This window comes from Nocardioides sp. YIM 152588, assembly GCF_040191335.1.
Classification (GTDB): Bacteria; Actinomycetota; Actinomycetes; order Propionibacteriales; family Nocardioidaceae; genus Nocardioides.
Map to the genome: position 1 here is coordinate 11779 of NZ_JBEGDJ010000009.1, position 20654 is coordinate 32432.

At 72.3% G+C, this 20654-nt stretch carries 14 protein-coding genes and 1 pseudogene; 12 read left to right on the forward strand and 3 right to left on the reverse strand.

Going from position 1 to position 20654, the window contains the following annotated elements; all coding sequences use genetic code 11:
* The first annotated feature begins 10 nt into the window (after positions 1–10).
* The 3 genes from ABLM29_RS06765 to ABLM29_RS06775 all read left to right on the forward strand — a co-directional run bounded on the left by ABLM29_RS06765 (position 11) and on the right by ABLM29_RS06775 (position 4915).
* Complete coding sequence (locus ABLM29_RS06765) at positions 11–2095, forward strand: prolyl oligopeptidase family serine peptidase (RefSeq protein WP_349713245.1); 2085 nt, start codon at positions 11–13, stop codon at positions 2093–2095.
* Entirely contained in the window at positions 2092–3465 is a 1374-nt protein-coding gene (locus ABLM29_RS06770; protein ID WP_349713246.1) for a M20/M25/M40 family metallo-hydrolase, read from the forward strand. The genes ABLM29_RS06765 and ABLM29_RS06770 overlap by 4 nt, the downstream gene beginning before the upstream one ends.
* Positions 3466–3541: 76 nt before the next feature.
* Complete coding sequence (locus tag ABLM29_RS06775) at positions 3542–4915, forward strand: aspartate aminotransferase family protein (protein ID WP_349713248.1); 1374 nt, start codon at positions 3542–3544, stop codon at positions 4913–4915.
* Positions 4916–5147: 232 nt separating this feature from the next.
* Here the strand turns inward: ABLM29_RS06775 and ABLM29_RS06780 are convergent, their stop codons facing one another.
* Positions 5148–5858: an ArsR/SmtB family transcription factor gene (locus ABLM29_RS06780; protein WP_349713249.1), complete on the reverse strand. Its 711-nt coding sequence runs from the start codon at positions 5856–5858 to the stop codon at positions 5148–5150.
* Between the two features lie 64 nt (positions 5859–5922).
* On the opposite strand from ABLM29_RS06780, the gene ABLM29_RS06785 reads away from it, so the two are divergent.
* Positions 5923–7113 carry an MFS transporter gene (locus ABLM29_RS06785; protein WP_349713250.1) on the forward strand — a complete coding sequence of 397 codons (1191 nt, stop codon included), beginning with the start codon at positions 5923–5925 and terminating at the stop codon, positions 7111–7113.
* Here the strand turns inward: ABLM29_RS06785 and ABLM29_RS06790 are convergent.
* Positions 7089–8753 carry an NAD(P)/FAD-dependent oxidoreductase gene (locus ABLM29_RS06790; RefSeq protein WP_349713251.1) on the reverse strand — a complete coding sequence of 555 codons (1665 nt, stop codon included), beginning with the start codon at positions 8751–8753 and terminating at the stop codon, positions 7089–7091. The two genes, ABLM29_RS06785 and ABLM29_RS06790, sit on opposite strands and share 25 nt — an antisense overlap.
* A gap of 37 nt (positions 8754–8790) precedes the next feature.
* Here ABLM29_RS06790 and ABLM29_RS06795 point away from each other — a divergent pair, with 37 nt between their 5' ends.
* The 3 genes from ABLM29_RS06795 (at position 8791) to ABLM29_RS06805 (ending at position 13243) form a co-directional block, all read left to right on the forward strand.
* Complete coding sequence (locus ABLM29_RS06795; protein ID WP_349713252.1) at positions 8791–9642, forward strand: aldo/keto reductase; 852 nt, start codon at positions 8791–8793, stop codon at positions 9640–9642.
* 60 nt (positions 9643–9702) lie between these two features.
* A complete protein-coding gene (locus ABLM29_RS06800; RefSeq protein ID WP_349713253.1) occupies positions 9703–11856 on the forward strand; it encodes an AAA family ATPase in 2154 nt (717 codons plus the stop codon).
* A 64-nt stretch (positions 11857–11920) separates the two neighbouring features.
* On the forward strand, positions 11921–13243 hold the full coding sequence (locus ABLM29_RS06805; RefSeq protein ID WP_349713254.1) for an NAD(P)/FAD-dependent oxidoreductase: 1323 nt from the start codon (positions 11921–11923) through the stop codon (positions 13241–13243).
* A 59-nt stretch (positions 13244–13302) separates the two neighbouring features.
* Here ABLM29_RS06805 and ABLM29_RS06810 read toward each other — a convergent pair whose 3' ends face one another.
* The gene (locus ABLM29_RS06810; RefSeq protein ID WP_349713255.1) at positions 13303–13764 is read right to left on the reverse strand and encodes a nitroreductase/quinone reductase family protein; all 462 of its coding nucleotides are present in this window, start codon (positions 13762–13764) and stop codon (positions 13303–13305) included.
* A gap of 110 nt (positions 13765–13874) precedes the next feature.
* On the opposite strand from ABLM29_RS06810, the pseudogene ABLM29_RS06815 reads away from it, so the two are divergent.
* The 5 genes and pseudogenes from ABLM29_RS06815 to ABLM29_RS06835 all read left to right on the forward strand — a co-directional run bounded on the left by ABLM29_RS06815 (position 13875) and on the right by ABLM29_RS06835 (position 20574).
* A pseudogene (locus ABLM29_RS06815) lies at positions 13875–14743 on the forward strand (alpha/beta fold hydrolase).
* Between the two features lie 39 nt (positions 14744–14782).
* Complete coding sequence (locus ABLM29_RS06820; RefSeq protein ID WP_349713256.1) at positions 14783–15652, forward strand: SDR family NAD(P)-dependent oxidoreductase; 870 nt, start codon at positions 14783–14785, stop codon at positions 15650–15652.
* 392 nt (positions 15653–16044) lie between these two features.
* On the forward strand, positions 16045–16650 hold the full coding sequence (locus ABLM29_RS06825) for a hypothetical protein (protein WP_349713257.1): 606 nt from the start codon (positions 16045–16047) through the stop codon (positions 16648–16650).
* On the forward strand, positions 16647–19352 hold the full coding sequence (locus ABLM29_RS06830; RefSeq protein ID WP_349713259.1) for a hypothetical protein: 2706 nt from the start codon (positions 16647–16649) through the stop codon (positions 19350–19352). Before ABLM29_RS06825 ends, ABLM29_RS06830 begins: the two co-directional genes overlap by 4 nt.
* 523 nt (positions 19353–19875) lie before the next feature.
* Positions 19876–20574, forward strand: a complete 699-nt coding sequence (locus ABLM29_RS06835; protein WP_349713260.1) for a response regulator — start codon at positions 19876–19878, stop codon at positions 20572–20574.
* Positions 20575–20654: the final 80 nt, after the last annotated feature.

The window sequence follows — 20654 nt, forward strand, 5'->3', positions numbered from 1 at the left end:
GGTTGCGCGGGTGAGCCTCCTTCCCCCGCAGGCGCCGCAGCGCCCCCACGAGCACCGCCAGCACGACGTGGTGAGGCCCGACCCCTTCCACTGGATGGCCGACGGCGGCCCGGAGCTCGTCGCGCACCTCGAGGAGGAGCGCCGCTTCTACGAGGAGTCGTGCCGCCCGCTGGCCCCTCTCACCGCCGAGCTGCGGGAGGAGATGGTCGCGCGGTTGCCCGAGGCCGAGGCGTCGCCGTGGTGGTCGCGCGCCCGGCACCGGTATGCGCTGCACACGGCCCCCGGCAGCGAGTACGCCGACCTGGTGCGTGCCCCGCTCGGCTCCCCCGACGGGCCCGACGCCCCCACAGAGACCGTGCTCGACGTCGCCGCCCTGGCCGCCGGCACCGACTTCTTCGAGCTCGGCGTGACCCTGGTCAGCCCCGACGAACGGCTGCTGGCCTACTCGGTGGACACCGACGGCGACGAGGTCTACACGCTCCGCTTCCGCGACCTGCGCACCGGTGCGGACCTCGACGAGGTCGTGCCGCGCAGCTACTACGGCGCGGCGTGGAGCGCCGACTCGACGACGTTCTTCTACACCGTCCACGACGACGCCTACCGGCCCCACCAGGTCTGGCGGCACCGGGTCGGGTCGCCGGCGGACCAGGACGAGCTGGTGGTCGAGGAGCCCGACGAGCGGTTCGCCCTGATGGTCCGCGGCACCCGCAGCGGCGAGGTCGTGCTGGTGCGCAGCGAGAGCCGCGACACCGGCGAGGAGTGGGCGATCGACGCGCACGCACCGGAGGCGCCGCCCCGCTCCGTGGGCGGCCGACGGCCGGGGATCGTCTACCGCAGCGAGCACGTGCGCGGTGGCCCCCTGCTGGTCGTCACCAACGACGGCGCTGTCGAGTTCCGGCTCGTCTCCACCCCGGTCCCCCGGGAGGCCGACCAGGACCACACGGCCTGGAGCCCGGTGCGCGACGAGGAGCCGACCGAGCGGCTGGAGCGCGTCGACGCCTTCGCCACGCACGCGGTGCTGAGCCTGCGCGTCGCCGCCGAGCACCGCCTCCGCGTCGTACCGCTCGACGACCTGGCCGGCAAGGGCACCGAGGTTGCCAGCCGCTTCCCCGGCGGCGAGGTGCGGCTGGCCCGCAACGCCTCCTACGACGCCCCCGCGGCGCTTGTGGTCGACCAGGCGCACGTCGAGCCCCGGGTGTGGAGCGACCTCGACCTCGCCGACGGCACCCGCCGCGACGTGTTGCGCGAGGAGGCGCCGGGCCACGACCCCGAGCGCTACGTCACACAGCGCCTCACCGTGCCCTCGACCGACGGCACGCCCGTGCCGGTGACGGTGGTGCGGCACCGCGACACCCCGCTCGACGGCACCGCGCCGGCCCTGCTCTACGGCTACGGCGCCTACGAGTACACCTTCGAGCCCGACTGGGACCCGGCGCTGCCGAGCCTGCTGGACCGGGGCGTCGTCTTCGCCCACGCCCACGTCCGCGGCGGCGGCGAGGGTGGCCGCCGGTGGTGGCTCGACGGCCGGATGGAGCACAAGCAGCACACATTCACCGACTTCGCCGCGGTCGCCGACGGCCTCGCCGGCACGTACGTCGACGGCGACCGGATCGCCTCCCGCGGGCTCTCCGCCGGCGGGCTGCTGCAGGGCGCCGTCTTCAGCCAGCGCCCCGACCGGTGGCGGGCGGTGGTGGCCGAGGTGCCGTTCGTCGACGTGGTCAGCACAATGTTCGACGCGTCCATCCCGCTGACCGTCAACGAGTGGGACGAGTGGGGCGACCCGCGCCGCCGTGCCGACTTCGACTGGATGCTGGCCTACTCCCCCTACGAGAACCCGCCGCAGGCGGGCACGCGGCCCGACCTGCTCGCCACCGGCGCCCTGCACGACCCGCGGGTGATGGTCCATGAGCCCGCCAAGTGGGTCGCCCGGCTCCGCGAGACCGACCCCGAGTGGTCGCCGCGCTGCCTCTTCCGGGTCGAGACCGGCGCCGGCGCGCACAGCGGGCCGTCCGGCCGCTACGGGCACCTGGCCTACGAGGCCGAGGTGTACGCCTGGGTGCTGGACAAGCTGCTCACCGGGCCGGCCGCATCATGAGCACCCCCGAGGAGCTGCAGCGGGAGGTGCTGGAGGTCGCCCGGACCCTGATCCGGTTCGACACCTCCAACGCACCCGAGGCCGCGCTCGGCCGGCCGCCGGGCCAGGAGACCGCCGCGGCGACCTACCTGCGCGACTACCTGGCCGAGGCCGGCGTCGACTGCGAGCTGGTCGCGCGCGAGCCGGGCCGGGCCAACCTCGTGGCCCGGATCCCCGGCACCGGCGCACCCGGCGACGACGGCGGGCCGGTCCCGTCGCTGGCGTTCGTCGGCCACCTCGACGTCGTCCCGGCCGACCCGCGCGACTGGACGCACCCGCCGTTCGCGGCGGTCGTCGACGAGGGCGGCTGGCTGTGGGGCCGCGGCGCGATCGACATGAAGAACGAGGTCGCCGCCCGCGCGGTGGCGATGGCCGAGCTGGCCCGCTCGGGGTTCCGCCCCCGGGCCGACCTCTGGTTCATCGCCGTCGCCGACGAGGAGGACGGCATGTACGACGTCGGGATGCGGTGGCTGCTCGAGGCCCGCCCCGACATCCGGCCCGACCTGGCCATCAACGAGGGCGGCGGGGAGCGGCTGCCGCTGGCCGACGGCCGCGTCGTGCAGACCGTCGGGATCGGCGAGAAGGGCACCTACCCGGTGCGGGTCGTCGCCCACGGCGAGGCCGGCCACGCCTCCACCCCCGACGTCGGCGACAACGCCGTCCCCCTGCTCGGCGAGCTGCTGCGACGGGTCGGGCGCGGGATGCCCAGCCACACGCCGTCGCCCCTGGTCGACCGGATCGTCGCCGACCTGCTCGGCACGCCCCCCGACGAGGTGGGCACCGACTTCGAGGGCGCCGTCGCCCGGGCCGCGGCGCTGCACCCGGTGCTCGCGCACACGCTGCCCGCGCTCGCCGGCACCACGATGGCGCCGACGCTGCTCGCCGGGTCCGGCAAGCGCAACGTGATGCCGGCCCGCGCCTCCTTCGAGCTCGACTGCCGGATCCTGCCCGGGACCAGCGCGGCCGACGTCGAGCGCGACGTGCGTGCCCGGCTCGGCGCGGGCGTCCCCTACGAGCTGGAGTGGCCCGAGCACCTGGTCGCCGGCAGCGCCTCGACCCCGGACTCCCGCCTGATGGACGCGATGGCGCGGGTGCTGGCCGCCTCCGGCGACGACGCGGCGCTGCTGCCGATGCTGGGCACCGGCTTCACCGACTCGGTCTACCTGCGCGAGGCGGGCACGCCGACGGCGTACGGGTTCAGCCCGTTCCGCGCCACCTCCGCCGAGGTGATCACCGCCGGCTTCCACAACGCCGACGAGCGCGTCCACATCGAGGACCTCGCCCTGTCGGTGGAGTTCCACCTCGACCTCGCCCGGGACCTCCTCGGCTGACCCCCGACGTCCCGGCACCGCACACCTCACGACCCCCGCCGGCTTCCACCGGCCCACCGAACCCGCAGGAGGAACCATGAGCACCACCATCGACCCGGCCCGCATCGCCGAGCTGACCGCCCGCGAGTCCGCGCGGCTCAACGAGCGCACGACCGGCTCCCGGGACATGTTCGAGCGGGCCCGGGTGCACCTCTCGGGCGGCGTCGCGTCGTCGTACCAGCTGCGCGACCCGTGGCCGATCTACCTGGAGAAGGGCTCCGGGCCCAAGGTGTGGGACGTCGACGGCACCGAGATGTGGGACTTCCACAACGGCTACGGGTCGATGGTCCAGGGCCACGCGCACCCGGCCATCGGCGCCGCCCTCGCCCGCCGCTACCCCCAGGGCACGCACTTCGCCTGCCCCACCGAGGACGACATCTGGGTCGCCGACGAGCTGGCGCGCCGCTGGGGCCTGCCGAAGTGGCGCTACACCAACTCCGGCTCGGAGGCGACGATGGACGCCATCCGGATCGCCCGCGCGTTCACCGGCCGCGACACCGTGATGAAGATCTTCGGCTCCTACCACGGCCACCACGACGGCGTGATGGTCTCGATCGGCGTCGACTACGACCGGATCGGCGACCGCGAGAACCTCGCCTCGCTCGCGTACGGCGCGGGCATCCCGCAGTCCGTGGTCGAGATGACCGTGGCGGTGCCGTTCAACGACGCGGGCGCGATGGAGCGGCGCATCGAGCGGCTGACCGCGGAGGGCCGCAAGCCCGCCTGCGTGATCATGGAGGCCGCCATGATGAACCTCGGCGTCGTGCTCCCCGAGCCCGGCTACCTCGAGGCCGTCCGCGAGATCACCCACCGGCACGGCATCGTGCTGATCTTCGACGAGGTGAAGACCGGCCTGTGCATCGCCGCCGGCGGCGCCGTGGAGAAGTTCGGCGTCCTGCCCGACCTGGTCACCCTCGCCAAGGCGCTCGGCGGCGGCCTGCCGACCGGCGGCATCGGCGGCACCGAGGAGATCATGTCGGTGGTCGAGGACGGCTCGGTCTACCAGGTGGGCACCTACAACGGGAACCCGCTGACGATGGCCGCGGCGCGCGCCTCCCTGGAGGAGGTGCTCACCCCGGAGGCCTACGCCCACCTGGACCGGCTCAACGACCGGATCGTCGGCGGCTGCCAGTCCGTCATCGACAAGTACGACCTGCCCGGCTACGCGCTCGGCATCGGCTCCAAGGGGTGCGTCACCTTCGCGCCGGAAAAGGTCACCGACTACGAGTCGTTCAAGGCCCACCAGAACGGGCCGCTGGCCGACCTGGCCTGGCTGTTCAACCTCAACCGGGGCATCTTCATGACCCCGGGCCGCGAGGAGGAGTGGACGCTGTCGGTGACCCACACCGAGGAGTCCGTGGACGCCTACGTCGCGGTCTTCGACGAGCTGGCGGAGGAGCTGACCGCCTGAGGCGAGGTGGTTTCGAGGCTCGGCCGCGGGCGGCCTCGCACCTCAACCACCGGCTGCCGATGGTTGAGGTGCGAGCGAAGCGAGCCCTGCCGGTGGTTGAGGTGCGAGCGAAGCGAGCCCTGCCGGTGGTTGAGGTGCGAGCGAAGCGAGCCTGCCGGTGGTTGAGGTGCGAGCGAAGCGAGCCCTGCCGGTGGTTGAGGTGCGAGCGAAGCGAGCCTCGAAACCACCACCCTCAGGCGGAGTCGCGCCAAGCCGGCTGCTCCAGCAGCCGCACGCCGAGCCAGCCCTCCAGCCCGGCCGCGCCGTCGACGGTGACGTCGAGCCCGCGCGAGCCGGGCCGGGGCACCACCCAGCGCCGGTCGAGGAACGCCGTCGCGACGGCCGCGCCGAGCCCGCCCGAGACGTGCGGGCGCCGCTCGGTCCAGTCGGTGCACTCGCGCAGCGCGGGGCGCGGCGCAGCGACGAGCCACGCGACCTCGATGCCCACCTCCGCCAGCACCGGCTCGGCGCGGGCGCCCAGCGCGAGCCGGTCCGGACCGAGCACGGCGCGGTCCACCAGCCCCTCGGTGACGGCGACGCCGAGCACCCCGGCGAGGTGGTCGTAGCAGAGCCGGGCCCGCCGCAGCCGGCGGCGGCCGTTCGCGCCGCGCAGGGACGTCACCGGCGTCGCCGGGGCCAGCGCCTGCATCGCCTCAAGCATCTCCGCGACCTCGACCGACGCGATCCGGTAGAGCCGGCGGCGGCCCTCCCGCTCGACCGTGACCAACCCGCCGTCGAGCAGCCGCCTGAGGTGCGCGCTGGCCAGCGAGGCCGAGACGCCCGCGCCGCTGGCCAGGTCGGAGGCGCCGACCGGCCCGCCGCCGAGCATCCGCAGCAGGAACGCCGCGCGGACCCGGTCGCCGACCAGGGCGCCGACGGCCGCGAGGTCGGTGTCGCCGGACATGGGCCGATGCTAGACCGCGGACGGTTCAATCCTGGTTGAACCTTCGGTCGCCTACGGTCGTCCCATGACCGCGCCCCCGTCCTGGCCCCGGGTCGCCCTCGCGATGTTCGCCGTCGGCTGGGGTGCCAACCAGTTCTCCCCGATGCTGCTCGCCTACCGCGACGAGCTCGGCACCGGCACCCAGGAGCGCGCCCTCCTCTTCGCGCTGTACGCCGTCGGCCTGATCCCGGCGCTGCTGGTCGGCGGCGCCGCCTCCGACCGGTGGGGCCGGCGGGCCGTGGTCGTCCCCTTCGTGGCGCTCTCCCCCGTGGCGACGGCGCTGCTCGTGGTGTGGCACGACTGGATGCCCGGACTGGCGGTCGCGCGCCTGCTGGCCGGGTTCTGCTCCGGGGTCGTCTTCGGCGCCGCCAGCGCCTGGGTCGCGGACCTCTCCGAGGGCGGCGCGCCCGGCGCCGGGGCGCGGCGGGCGGCGCTCTCGCTGTCGGCCGGCTTCGCCCTCGGTCCGCTGGCCACGGGCGTCGTCGCGCAGCTCGCCGGCTCACCGCTGACGGTGCCCTACCTGCCCCACGTCGTCCTCGGGACCGTGGCGCTCGTCCTGCTGCTGCCCGTCCCCGGACCGCGCCGCGCCGACGCGCCCCCGCGGCCGCTGCTGCGCGTCCCGCCGGTGGTGCGCGGCCGGGCCTTCCTGCTGACCGTCGCCCCCGCCGCCCCCTGGGTCTTCGGCTGCGTGGCCGTCGCGTTCGCCTACCTGCCCAGCGTCGTCGACGGGCCGAGCGGCCTCGCGCTGGCCTTCGCCGGCGTGCTGACCGGCGTCACCCTCGGCACCGGCGTCGCGATCCAGCCGGTCGCGCGGCGCCTCGACGACCGCCGGCCGCTCCTGGCCGGCCGGGTCGGGCTGGTCGCCGCGCTGGCCGGCGTACTGATCGGGGTGGCGGCCGTCGCGCTGGACAGCCTGCTCCTGGTTCTCGCGGCGGCGCCGGTCCTCGGCGCCGGCTACGGCTGCGGCCTGGTCTCGGGGCTGCGCGAGGTCGAGCGCATCGCGCCCGCGGACGAGCGCGGTGCCGCGGTCGCGGTCTTCTACGCCCTGACCTACCTCGGCTTCTTCGCGCCCTACCTGCTGGGCGCCGCCGCCGGCACCGGACTCGGCGCCGCCGGGGCGCTGGGGCTCGCCGCGGCGTTCGCCGTCGTCAGCCTCGCCGTCGTCACCCTGGGCGGCCGGCAGCGGCCGGCTCAGGCCGTGGTCGCCGCCAGGTAGGCGTGCACCAGCGGCACCACCGACGCGCCCTCGCCGCTGGCGGAGGCGACCCGCTTCATCGACCCCGAGCGCACGTCCCCGGCGGCGAAGACGCCGGGCACCGTGGTGGCGAGGTTCTCCGGCGGCAGCTCGTCCGCCCAGCGGTCCCGGGGCACGTCGCGCCCGGTCAGCACGAAGCCGTTCTCGTCCCGCGCGATCTCCGGCGGGATCCAGTCGCAGTGCGGCTCGGCTCCCAGCAGCAGGAACAGCCCGCCGGACTCGACCCGGTCCCGGTCGCCCGTCCTCACGTCCTCCAGGGCCAGCCACTCCAGGCGCCCGTCGCCGCCGCCGTCGACCACGCGGCAGCAGGGCCGCACGCTGATGCGGGAGTTGTACTCGATCTCGCCGATCAGGTACGACGACATCGTCTCGGCCAGTCCCTCGCGGCGCACCAGGATGGTGACCGAGCGGGCGAACCGCGCCAGGTGCACCGCCGCCTGCCCGGCGGAGTTGCCACCGCCGACGACGTAGACGTCCTGCCCCTCCATCTCCCGCGCCGCGGTCATCGCGGCCCCGTAGTAGACGCCCGACCCGACCAGCGCCTCCACCGGCTCCACGCGCAGCTTGCGATAGGCGACCCCGCTGGAGATCACCACCGACCGGGCACGCACCTCGCCGGTGTCGGTGCACAGCACGTGCGGTGCACCGTCGGCGCCGGGGCGCAGCTCGGAGACCACCTGGCCGGAGAAGAAGCGGGCGCCGAACCGGATCGCCTGGTTGCGGGCCCGCTGCGCCAGCCGCATCCCGGAGATGCCGCGCGGGAACCCCAGGTAGTTGCGGATCATCGAGCTGGTCCCCGCCTGGCCGCCGATCGCCTCGGCCTCCAGGATCACGGTCGACAGCCCCTCGGAGGAGGCGTAGACCGCGGCGGCGAGCCCCGCCGGTCCCCCGCCGACGATCGCCACGTCGACGACCCGCTCGACGTCGATCGCGGTCGGGGCGCCGTACATGCTGATCGCGACGTCGCGGACGCTCGCCGGCTGCAGCACCTCCCCGCGCACCGTGTGCACCAGCGGGAAGCCGGTCGGGCCGTCCCAGCGGTCGAGCACGTACTGACCCGCGTCGCTCTCGGGCTCCCACACCCGGCTGGGCATCCCCATCCGGTCCAGGAAGTCGCGGATCGCCAGCGTCAGGCCGTCGCGGCGCGGGCTGATGATCTTGACCGAGACCACCTCCGGGTCCGGGACGGTCGAGCCCCAGTCGGAGAGCAGGTCGGTGATGGCGTGGTGGAACTCCTCGTCGCGGACCCCGCGCGGCATCAGCAGGTAGGCGTCGTACTTGCCCTTCGCCATCGCCGCCCGCAGCGGCGGGCCATCCGTGAGGAAGCGGTCCAGGTGCGCGGCGATCAGGCGGCGCGCGGTCGGCACCTTCTCCCGCAGCTTGTGGAAGCAGCGCAGCACGTCGGCGTCCGGCAGCACCGACTCGGCCGCGTAGAGGGCCACCGTGCCGCCGGAGTCGAGGATGTCGTGGGTGACCTCCAGGGCCTCGGCGCAGGAGCGCGCCAGCCGGACGTCGTACTCGGCGACGTAGCGGGCGAAGCCGGCCTGCATCTCGTCGGCGTGGGCGGGCGCGATCAGCACGATCGCGGGGGCGGTGGGCACGCATCCAGCGTAGGAGCCGCGTCCTACGGTGGGGAGCATGAGCGAGATCTCCGGCCAGGTCCCACTGGTCACCCTCAACGACGGCACCGACCTGCCCGCGATCGGCTTCGGCACCTACCCGCTGACCGGCGCGGAGGGCGAGGCCGCGATCCGCGGCGCGCTCGACGCCGGCTACCGCCTGCTCGACACGGCGGTGAACTACGGGAACGAGGAGGAGGTCGGCCGCGCGCTGCGCGCCTCCGGCGTACCGCGCGACGAGGTCTGGCTGACCAGCAAGATCCCGGGCCGCCACCACGGGTACGACGACGCGATCGCCTCCACCAAGGAGTCCCTGCAGCGGCTCGGCGTCGACCACCTGGACCTGCACCTGATCCACTGGCCCAACCCCAGCGTCGACAGGTACGCCGAGGCCTGGCGCGCCCTGGTCGACCTGCGCCAGCAGGGGCTGGTCCGGTCGATCGGCGTCTCCAACTTCACCGAGGCGCACCTGGACCGCATCATCGCCGAGACCGGCGTGACGCCGGCGGTCAACCAGATCGAGCTGCACCCCTACTTCCCCCAGGTGGCGATGCGCGCGGCCAACGAGGCGCGCGGCATCCAGACCGAGTCGTGGAGCCCGATGGGCAAGCGGCAGGCGCCGTTCACCGAGCCCGCCGTCGCGGACGCGGCGGCGGCGCACGGCGTCACCCCGGGCCAGGTGATCCTTCGCTGGCAGCTCCAGATCGGCTCGCTGCCCATCCCGAAGTCGGCCACTCCGTCGCGGCAGCGGGAGAACCTCGACGTGTTCGGGTTCGAGCTGTCCACCGACGAGGTCGAGGCGATCACCGAGCTCGGCCGGCCCGACGGCCGACTCTTCGGCGGCGACCCGGAGACGCACGAGGAGATGTGACCGCCCGCCACCTCGGCGGGGTGGTGGACGGTCGAGGTCGGCCGGGATCAGGATGACCCCATGGCCGCCACCAACGCGTCGCGCGTGCGCGCGCTGCGCCGCGAGGCGTTCGTCGGGCGGCACGCGGAGCTGGCGTCGGTCCTCGGAGCGCTCGACGGGGACGAGGCGCCCGCCATGGTCTACGTCCACGGGCCCGGTGGCGTCGGCAAGTCGACCCTGCTGACGGCGCTGGCCGACCGTCTCGCCGACGGCTCCGGCCATGGCGCGCGGCCCTGCCTCCGCGTCGACGGCCAGGACGTCGAGGCCTCCCCGGAGGCCCTGACCGCCGCGCTGCGCTCGCTCCGCCGCGGCGCCGGCACGGGGGGTGCCGACGACCTCTGCCCGCCGGGCGGGGTGCTGATGGTCGACCGCTTCGAGCTGCTGGCCGGGCTCGAGCGCTGGGTCTGGCACGACCTCCTGCCGACCCTGCCCGCCGACAGTGTCCTCGTGGTGGCCGGGCGCAACCCGCCGCCCGAGGAGTGGCGCGCGGACCCGGTCTGGGCCTCCCTGGCGTTCGAGCTGCCGCTGCGCAACCTGACGGCACCGGACGCGGCGGCCCTCCTGCGCGCCCGCGGGGTGAGCGACGAGCCGCTCGTCGAGGACCTGGTGCGCGCGACCTGCGGCCACCCGCTGGCCCTCGTCATCGCCGCCGACCAGGCGCTCGCGCCGGCCGCCGCGGAGCCGAGCGCGGGCGGTCCGCTGTTCGGGCACCCCGACACGGCGGCCCGTCTGCTCGGACGCTTCATCGACGACACCGTCACCGCCGACCAGCGCAGGGCGCTGCACGTCTGCGGCCATGCCCGGCGGGTCGACCGGGCGCTGCTCCGCGAGGTGCTGGACCTCGACGAGGACGCGGCCGACGCCCTGCTCACCTGGCTGCGGGAGCGGCCGTACGCCGAGGCGCACCCGGACGGCCTCACCGTGCACGACGTGGTCCGCGACGCCCTCGACCACGACCTGCGGTGGCGCGACCGCGAGGCGTTCGCCGACCTCCACCGGCGCGTCCGCGGGACGATCCTGCGACGCATCGAGCAGGGCACGGCCGCCGAGGCCCACCGCGCGGCGAACGACCTGCTGTTCCTGCACCGAGGCAACCCGACCGCGACCGCCCTCTACGCCTTCGCCGACCTCGGCTCCCTCGTGCCGCGGCCGGTGACCCCGGAGACCCACGCGCAGGCGGTCGAGGCGTTCGGCCGCAGCGAGGGACCGGCGCGGCGGGCGGCAGCCGCGCACTGGCTCGCCCTGCAGCCCGGCGCCGGGCACCTGGTCGAGGACGCGCGCGGCGACCTGCGGGGCGCCCTGGTGCACCCGGTGCTGTCCGAGGCGAGCCCGGAGGAGCGCGCCGCCGACCCCGTGGCCGCGTTCGGCTGGGAGGCGATCAGCCGGCGTCGTCCGCCCGAGCCGCGGGAGGTGGTCTTCCACTGGGCGATCGCCGACGTCGTGTCCCCGGACCGGCTGGGCGGCTTCTCGGACGTGGTCGCCGCGGTCTCGCTGCGCGCGTGGACCGTTCCGCGACTCGGGTGGGTGCTCGTCTCGTCGCTGTGGCACGAGACGTGGGCGCCGATCTGGACCTACATCGGGTTCGAGCCGCTCGGCGAGGTCGCGGTGACCGGGCCCGAGGGAGAGCCGCGCACCGTCGGCGTCTGGGCCCGTGACTTCGCCCGCAGCGACTACTCGGACTGGCTCGAGGGCCTGGCGGCCCGGGAGATCGACGAGCACGGCACGGTGCCGCCGCCCGTGGCGGCACCCGTCGCGCTGGCCCGCGAGGACTTCGACGCAGCCGTGCGGTCGGCACTGCGCGACCTGACCCGCCCCGACCGCCTGCTGGCCAGCCCGCTGCTCGGGTCCCGGATGTGCCAGGCCGGTGACGGCGACGGGCGGGAGGCGGCCGCGCTGGTCTCGAGCATGCGCAGGGCCGTGCGGCAGGTCGCGGCCGACCCTCGCACGGAGGTGGCCGCCCGCACGCTGGACCGCACCTACCTGCGTCCCGCCGCGACCCAGGAGCGGGCGGCGGAGGTGCTCGACCTGCCGTTCAGCACGTACCGGCGCCACCTGCGCGCCGGCGTCGAACGGCTCTGCGACGTGCTGTGGTCCTGGGAGCTGCACGGCCCGCCCCCGGCGTCCGGCGACCCGTCCAGCGCGCGGCCGGGCGGTCGGGAAGTGGACAGCACCTGACCTGGTGGATGAGCACCTGACGGCCGGACGGTGGGCCTCCCACTCGGACCCACCGGAGGCCACCATGACCACCACCCGCACCGTGCCCACCGTGATCGTCGTCGGCGGCAGCATCGCCGGCCTGCTCGCCGCCGCCGCCTGCCACCCGTACGCCGACGAGGTGATCGTCCTCGAGCGCGACACCCTCCCCGACGGCCCGGCGCCGCGCCCCGGCACCCCGCAGGTCGGCCACGCCCACGGGCTGCTCGCGAGCGGCCGCGTGGCCGCCGAGCGTCTCCTCCCCGGACTCGGCGGCGACCTGCTCGCCGCCGGCGCGGCCACCAAGGGCGACCTGGGCCGCAGCGGCCACTGGTACATCGGCGGCGGTCGGCTCGCCGACACCACGATCGGCCAGGAGAGCATGAGCGTCTCCCGGGAGACGCTCGAGTCCGCCGTACGCGACCGCGTCCTGAAGCTCGCGCGCGTCACCGTCGTCGAGGGCGTGGACGCGTGCGGCCTCGTCGCCGAGGACGGCCGCGTCGTCGGGGTCCGCCTGCGCCACCCCGGCGCGGGGCCCGCCGAGGAGACGAGGCGCGCCGACCTCGTCGTCGACGCCACCGGACGCTCCGGACGCGGCGTCGGCTGGCTGCGCGACCTCGGCCTGGCCGTGCCCCGGGACGAGCGGGTCCGGATCAACCTGCGCTACGCGACCACGCAGCTGGAGCGCCGCCCCGAGGACCTGGACGGCCGTCTCGTCTCGGTGTCGGGGCCGGTGCCGGCCGTGCCGCGGGGCGGCGTGGCGATCGCGCAGGAGGGCGATCGCTGGATCGTGACGCTCTTCGGCTACCTCGACGAGCAGCCGCCGCTGGACGAGGACGGGTTCCGCGCCTACGCGGCTCGGCTGGTGAACCCCGACCTGGCGCCGCTGCTCGCCAGCCGGCCGCTGCTGCACGCACCCCGCGGCTACCGCTTCCCCGACTCGCGCCGGCGCTACTTCGAGGAGGTCGCCGACCTGCCCGCCGGGTACGCACCGATCGGCGACGCGATCTGCTCCTTCAACCCGTCCTTCGGACAGGGCATGAGCGTCGCCGCGCTGGAGGCCGTGGAGCTGCGCGACGCGATCGCCGGCGGCCTCGACGCGGTCCGCGCGGCCTATCCGGCAGCGGCGGCGGCGATCGTGGACCGCGCCTGGGCCGTGGTCACCGGGGCCGACCTGCAGATCCCCGGCGTGGAGGGCCCGCCGCCGGCGGCCCCTGCCTGGGTCGCCCGCTACGTCCGCCGGCTGCAGCGCGCCGCGCGACGCGACCCGGTGGTGGCGGCCGCGTTCTTCCGGGTCACCAACCTGATGGACCACCCGAAGCGGCTCCTCCGGCCGGGGATCGCGTGGCGGGTCCTCGCCCGCGGCTGACCGTCACCGAGCGCCGCCGCCGAGCACCGCCGCCGAGCGCCGCCGCGGCGGCGCGACGCTCAGGAGCCGCGGCGGGTGAGCTTGATCAGCGGGATCTCGCGGTCCGTGCTCTCCCGGTACTTGGCGTAGCGGGGCGCGGCGGCGACCACCGTCCCCCAGGCCCGATCCAGCTCCTCGCCGTGCAGCTGCTCGGCGGTGACCTCGACGTGCTCGCCCGCCACGTCGATCGCCACGCGGTCCGGGTGCGCCGCCAGGTTGAGGTACCACGCCGGGTTCTTCGCGGCGCCGTTCGCGGAGGCCACGACCACCCACGACCCGTCCTCGCCGGGGAACCAGCCCAGCGGCGTGGACCGGGGCTCGCCGCTCCTGCGCCCGACCGTCGTGAGGACGAGGGCGTTCAGGCCGGCGACCGACTCCTTGCCGGCGCGGATCCTGCGGATGGCGAACCGGTTGAACGTCGCGAGCACGAAGCCCCGGGGCTGGCGGTTGCCGCGCGTACCGGTCGGGGACTCGAAGGACATGGCACCTCGATGGGTCCGATGACGTGACGCCGCCCACCCTACGCCGCCCGCGGGTCGCCCGGAGGTCGCTACTGTCGTCCCCAGCCCGCGGCGGACCCGAGGAGACCAGCATGGACAGCAGCGAGGTCATCGCCGAGCACGAGCGCTCCGGCCGGTACTTCGAGGCCGACGGGGTCGGCAGCTTCGTCCTCGACCGGGGCAGCGGACCGCCCGTCGTCTGCCTGCACGGCGTGCCGGCCTCCGCGTTCCTCTACCGCAAGGTCGTCCCCGAGCTGGCGAGCCGCGGGCTCCGTGGCATCGCCTTCGACCTGCCCGGGCTCGGGCTGGCCGACCGCCCGGGGGGTTCGACTACACCTGGACCGGTCTGGGCCGCTTCGCCGCGGCCGCCGTCGACGCGCTCGGCCTCGACCGCTTCCACCTGGTGGTCCACGACATCGGCGGACCGGTCGGGTTCGAGGTCGCGGCCGCGATGCCGGAGCGGGTCGCGTCCCTGACCGTGCTGGACACGATCGTCGAGGTCGACACCTTCACCCCGCCGTGGTCCATGCGGCCGTTCCGGACCCGGGTCGGACCGGCGTACCTGCGCACCATGACCAAGCCGATCTTCCGCCGGCTGATGCGGCTCCAGGGCGTCGCCGACCCCGACGCGCTGCCGCCGGCCGAGGCCGACGCCTACGTCGACCTGCTCCGCCGCGGCGACGGCGGGGCCGCGTTCCTGAAGATCATGAAGGGCTTCGAGCTGACCCGCGCCAAGCGCGACCTCTACGCGCGCACGCTCGGCGAGGCGCCGTACCCCGTCCAGGTCGTCTGGGGCGAGAAGGACCCCGCGCTGACGCCCGAGCGGTTCGGCGAGGAGGCGCGGCGCGCGGCCGGGCTCGACGCGATCACGCTGCTGCCCGGCAAGCACTTCCTCCAGGAGGACAACGCGCCGGCGATCGCGGACCTGGTGGCGAGCCTGGCGCGAGATGCCACCTCCTGACCCGCGACGCGGCGCCCCTGCCGGCCCTACGCTCGCACCATGAGCGAGCAGCCCAGCGAGCAGACCGAAGAGAAGAGCATGGCAGGGCGCACGGTGCTGGTGACCGGCGCCAGCGACGGCATCGGCGCGGAGACCGCCCGGACGCTGGCCGGCCACGGGGCGACGGTGCTGGTCACCGGCCGCTCGGCGGAGAAGCTCCGGCCCGTCGCGGAGGCCGTCGGCACGGAGCCGCTGGTCGCCGACTTCGCCCGCCTCGACGACGTACGGCGCCTGGCCGCCGAGGTCGCGGAGCGGACCGAGTCGATCGACGTGCTGATGAACAACGCCGGCGGCACCTTCGCGCCGTCGAAGAAGACGGCCGACGGGCACGAGCCGAACTTCCAGATCAACCACCTGGCGCCGTTCCTGCTGACCAACCTGCTCCACCCGCTGCTCACCGCCGCGCCCGACTCGGCGCTGGTCGTCAACACCTCGAGCATCGCGAACCTGGGCGGCAAGATCGTGCTCGACGACCTCGACTACGAGAACCGCCGGGCCATCGAGTTCGTCGCGTACGGCACCGGCAAGCTGATGAACATCCTGTTCACCCGGGGCATCACGCAGCGCTGGTCCGACGACAACATCTGCGCATCCGCCGTCCACCCGGGCCCCGTCGGCAGCTCGTTCGGCCGGGACTCCTGGATCGTCGGCCTCGCCTACCGGACCCCGCTCAAGCGGTTCGCGACGATCAGCGTGGAGGACGGCGCGGCGCCGCTGATCGCCCTCGCCCTGCACGGCCCCGACCCGGAGATCAACGGCCGCTACTTCAGCCGGTTCTCGATCGACGGCCGCGAGAACAAGCAGGCCCACGACCAGGCCCTGATCGACGGGCTGTGGGAGCGGTCGGCGGCGCTGGTCGGGCTGGGCTGAGGGCGCCAAACCGCCCACTATGGGCTGCCCGTGGTGACTCCCTTTAGCACCTTCTGCAGGTTTTCCCTGGCCCCGGGAGCGACCGTCGGACGAGTTTCAGGGGATCGCTGGGCGGCGCGGTATCGCAGTTCGGCGGCGACGCCTGGTCCTTCTCGCTTGGGCTCGGCTTGGGGCAGAGGAGGTATTCGCGGTGGCCGAGCGGTCTCGAGGGCCGCAACCGACCTCAACTTCCCAGTTCCTGGAAAAAGCAATGGCTGTCATCAAGGTCGCGACTTGGACTTGCGGATCTGCTCGGCACGGGCTCACGGTGGGCCGCTCACGACGACCTCGGGCCATAACTCGTGTCGAGGGAAGTGCCCCATATTAGTCGGCGACCCCAATAGGTTTGGCCCGTGAAGGCTGCTGACCCCCACCAGTCGGGCGGCACTGCGGCTGCCGCGGACAAGCGGTGGGCAGACGCATCCCATTCAGTGGGGCAGTTCCGGGCCCGAATCCTCGGCCTCGTGTCCCTAGAGCTCATCATCGACGAGTACCAGCGACGCTTGACCGGCCTATCGGAGACGCTGACCTACGACGAGAAGCGAGCGGTCCGCGACGGAATGGCGGAGGAATACGTAGGGATCATTGACTCGCTGACCCAGCCCGCCCCCATGCTCACGGCCGAGGGGTGCGAGACGTCCAGCGTGAGCTCGAAGAAGCTGCTAGAGCAGTTCCCCGGAAAGCACGTCCGGGATTGGCGACGCCAGGTCGCGACGACCACCGACGTCAACAGCCTCAAGCGTCGCGTCCTCGACCACGTCCTCACCGTCGGCGGCGCCAGGGGCGAGAGCGCCTACGCCACACGCTCCGACTTCCAGTTCTCCGAAGATCTGACGGTCGAGCGCAGCGGGCCGCTCCGCGTGGACGAGAGCGCCGACGACGACGTCGTCGCCCGCATCCACGCCGAGCCTGCCTTCGGAGGAGAAGCGGCTGCGGAGCAGGGGGGCCGGGAAACGTGAACTGGCGGGACGTCCTATTCTTAGCATGCACCTTCTTTCTGAGCGCTCTGCTGCTGGCGGTATTCCACTACGAGGGTGACCCGACGTGGCTCACGGAGAACCTTCCAGCTGTCGAAGGCGGGGATGGGATTCTCTGGCAGGTTCACGCGACGTTCCTGTCCGTCGGATTTGCGGGGCTCGCGATTGCCGCGCAGCTCTTTGCTGAGGCGCCGCTCGCGATTGGGGCTTCACGGAGTCGCGTCCTTGACCACATCTGGGCGGGGTGGTTCGCGGGCGTCGGGTTGGTCGGCAACGCGGTGATTGCCTTCGAGACGATCTGGCTGCCGAGCGGCATGGGCGTGCTCGTAAGCGCAGCGGTCTGGTTCGTACCCACTGTCGCGTTGCTTGTGCTCTCGACGCTCCGGCTAGTTCAGCTCTTCGGCCACCCGTCGAGACTTGACGAGGTTGTGAAGACGTCTCTCGTTGAGTCGATCAGTAGCCGACTCGAATCTGTGTCTCAGACGTACGGGGAAGCTCGCAGACAGTTGAAAGACCTCGTCACTTCCACATGGGAGATCGGAATCCTGAATCCAGCGGGAGAGACGCTCCGCGTTCCTGTCCCTGAGGTTGGTCGAGTAGTCAAGTCGATCAAGCCCAAAGTGCTACGTCGCGCACTGGATTCGCTCGGCCCACGGGCCACCGAGACCGCTATTGATGGTGACGGATCGGCCGAGACCTACACTCCTCCCCGACTGACACTGGACGTCGAGCCCGGAGATCGAACCCGCCTCGGCGAGACCGCCTTTCGCGTCAGCACGGAGCAAGAGTTGGACGAAGAAACTCAGCGGAAGTTGGTGCGCCTACTCCAGTCGAGCGTCGAGTTCGAGGTGTCAGGCACGGTCACTCCTGATGAGGAGACCGACCGAGAAATCGGGATCCTGAAGGATGCCATCGGCACCAACATTCGCTCTGGGGCGCTGTCGACTGCGGAGCGTGCCCTCGAGCTTCTTGGACATGTCGTCAAAGGTGTTTGGCTGGCTCGACCCGAGACCTTGGACTCCTCCAGGCGGACATCCTTTACCCGACGAGACTGGCTGTTTCGCAGCATCAGCGAAGTCGAGCAGGACGTGCTCCTCTCGCCACGCGTAGCTGGAATCTTCGTTAGTGCCGCGATGTCGCGGGCACTCGAGGCGCCTCGCATGGACTCATCGGAGTACGTCGACGAATGCTTGCGTAGTTTCACCCGAATCTGGCTTGACGTCCTGCAGCATGGAGGTCCCGAGTTCAAGAATCTACCGGAACGCATCGTCGTCTGCGTTCAGAACCTCGCTGCCTACTCCCGTTCGGACGCCGACCGCCGTCAAGACCTTCCCGCCCGGGCAACGTGGGCAATGGTTGAACTTGTGAAGCTCGCGCTGGACGCGAAGAAGCCTGACGCCGCCAAGCTGGCGGCCAACGAGTTGAACGAACTCTTCCGGTTCTCCGACGACGGCGGCGCCGGCCGCGCCCACGTCAGAGCCGGCCAACTCGTCCTCTCTGGCTGGTTGGACTATCTCGGCGACAAGAACGATGACCGCGATCCCGCGGACCCTGAGCTTCGACCTCTGGTCGCGCCGCAAGGAACTTGGGCGGAGATCATCGAGGCGAGGGCGCTCGCAGAACGCGGCGTGGCGCCGTTCAGCAGGTGGGACTGGTGGGAACTGAGGGGCACTGGCTCCGGTCGCGCACAAGCTCTTCAACTGTCCGACTACATCGACAAGGCCCAACTCCACGCACTTGCCTCCTCGTTCGGCTCGCTGCCTCCTGCGAACGACCAAGAGATCGCCTCCGAGTACAAGCGATTCGTCCGGGTTCTCGATGCAGGTCAGGCCGAGCTGAGCGACAAACAGAAGAACCTCAAGAGGAAGTTCGAAGAGGAGATCGGCAAGTGGGACGCTGCCGAGGATGGGCGGTTGGCGCTGGCGCCGCTATCTGATGCGAAGGTCGGCGACCTCAAGGCGGCGCTCGTCTCAGCGCTCAAAAAGAGCGATCGACTCGCTGATGAGATACCGGTCGTTGACGAGGTACCCCCATCCGCTGACTCCGCGAAACCGATCCTGGGGATGAACTTCCGAGTTCCGAGGAACTACCTCGTCGACGAGGTCTTCAACCAGACCTACGCAGACCCTCGAGACCTCGGGCAGGTCATCGCTCGCGGGTTCACCGATGCTGAAGACCACAAGCTTGTTGACCTACTTCGATCAATTCAGGGTGAGGTCCGGGAGGCAACGGTCCAAGCGATTCTTGGTCAGATTATGGCACTCGGGGACGACGCCTCTGAGTACGTCTTCGCATCCCCGTACGGCGGCTTGATGGACGTCCATGAGTGGCACTCCGCAGATTTCCGCGCTGCGCTAGGGAGAGTTACTCACGTCGAGACCGCAATGTTGGACGATGAAGCGATCCTCTTCGACCGCCGGAGTACCGTACTTTCAGCGCGGTCGCCGGAGCAGAAGGACGGCCTCTCTCCCGTAACCGGCACCTCAATCGCTCTGGGCATATTCGAGGATGTATATGGCGGCAACGAACCGCAGGTCCGGGTCGAGACGGGCGAATACTTCGTAGCTTGGCGGGGCGAAGACCCCCGAGTATTCCGTTTCGGCCCGGTCTGGGAGACGGAAACGGCGGAGTCCGCCGACGCCGAGTCGGTGACCAGCGAGGAGGACGCGGTGCCCGAGACGTGACAGCCGGCCACCTGAGGGGCATCTCCTCGTAGGCGAACTAGAACAGAGGTCCGCGAGTTTGCCGTCAGCGAGTCTTTTTCACGGCCACAGGATGCGCATATGTACGCGCAGTCGACATCGGGGATCATCCAGATCTACTCCCTAGCCTACCCTGGTGCCGCGAAAAACTGACTCGAGAAACTCACTCATCTGCCGCATTCCGCGCGGTCGCGGACCGGCGTCATAGCCGCGACAGCAGCCAGTGTCATACCGGCCGGACGGCGGTCCAAGGAAATCGTCTGGTAGCCGCGAAGCGGCCGTTGAGGGGGCCACCGTCGCACGAAGTCGACTCGCCGCCGTTCGAGCGGCATGTTCGGGCGTTGCCGGCGGAAGAGCCATTGTGCGAGGCTGCGCCCAGAACGCGAGGACGAGGGTGAATGTGGGCTCAGTCCTTCCCTGCAGCGGCCGCGCATTCACCGTCCACCGACGACGACGCAGTGGCTGATCGCGAGGGGCGAGCGCGACCGGCAGAGGCGGGAGAGCAATGCAGCCAGTGACCGAACTAATTACCGCTGCCGCTGCGCTTATTGATGCCTTGGCATGGCCGGCAATCGTACTGTTCCTCGTCATCCGGTTCCGCGAGAGTCTCGGCGACTTCATGGCAAACCTGAGCGAGTTCAGCCTCAAGGCCCCAGGTATCGAGGCATCTGCGAGGCGCCAGCAGATTGAGGCCGCCGTCGCGGTCGGGGCCGCAATCGCCACGTCACCCAGCGCCGACTCCGATCCTCATGCGCCAGCGCGGGCCGCTGCAGAGCTGGCACAAGCGCTGCCGGGTCAGCGAGGCCAACGCTCCCTTCAGGGGTCGGTCGCGCTATGGGTCGACGACCAGCCCGACAACAACCGCTACGAGCGGCAGGCCTTGGAAGCACTCGGGGTCATCGTGGACATCGCAACCTCGACGGACGAGGCGCTGGAACGGCTCCGCATGAAGTCGGCGGACATCGTCATCTCCGACATGGCCCGACCACCCGACCGGCAGGCCGGATACGCCTTGCTCGACGCCATGCGCACCGGCGGGGACCACACTCCCTTCGTCATCTACTCAGGTTCGCGGTCGGCGGCCCACAGCGCAGAGGCTCGAGCACGAGGCGCCATAGGGTCCACCAATGCGCCTCAAGAACTGGTCTCGATCATCACCCAGGCACTGCACCAGCGCCGAACCCCGTGGAACGGCAACAAGTGATCGGCTCGGCGGTTCCGCCACGCCTGCGTCAAGGTCGCGCGAGGCGCTGAGAGCGACCGATCAACTAGGTGCGCCCATTC

Bases quoted from the DNA above. Each gene is read 5' to 3' on its own strand.
- ABLM29_RS06770 (WP_349713246.1), top strand. From the start codon at position 2,092: ATGAGCACCCCCGAGGAGCTGCAGCGGGAGGTGCTGGAGGTCGCCCGG.
- ABLM29_RS06775 (WP_349713248.1), top strand. From the start codon at position 3,542: ATGAGCACCACCATCGACCCGGCCCGCATCGCCGAGCTGACCGCCCGC.
- ABLM29_RS06780 (WP_349713249.1), bottom strand. From the start codon at position 5,858: ATGTCCGGCGACACCGACCTCGCGGCCGTCGGCGCCCTGGTCGGCGAC.
- ABLM29_RS06785 (WP_349713250.1), top strand. From the start codon at position 5,923: ATGACCGCGCCCCCGTCCTGGCCCCGGGTCGCCCTCGCGATGTTCGCC.
- ABLM29_RS06795 (WP_349713252.1), top strand. From the start codon at position 8,791: ATGAGCGAGATCTCCGGCCAGGTCCCACTGGTCACCCTCAACGACGGC.
- ABLM29_RS06800 (WP_349713253.1), top strand. From the start codon at position 9,703: ATGGCCGCCACCAACGCGTCGCGCGTGCGCGCGCTGCGCCGCGAGGCG.
- ABLM29_RS06805 (WP_349713254.1), top strand. From the start codon at position 11,921: ATGACCACCACCCGCACCGTGCCCACCGTGATCGTCGTCGGCGGCAGC.
- ABLM29_RS06810 (WP_349713255.1), bottom strand. From the start codon at position 13,764: ATGTCCTTCGAGTCCCCGACCGGTACGCGCGGCAACCGCCAGCCCCGG.
- ABLM29_RS06820 (WP_349713256.1), top strand. From the start codon at position 14,783: ATGAGCGAGCAGCCCAGCGAGCAGACCGAAGAGAAGAGCATGGCAGGG.
- ABLM29_RS06835 (WP_349713260.1), top strand. From the start codon at position 19,876: ATGCAGCCAGTGACCGAACTAATTACCGCTGCCGCTGCGCTTATTGAT.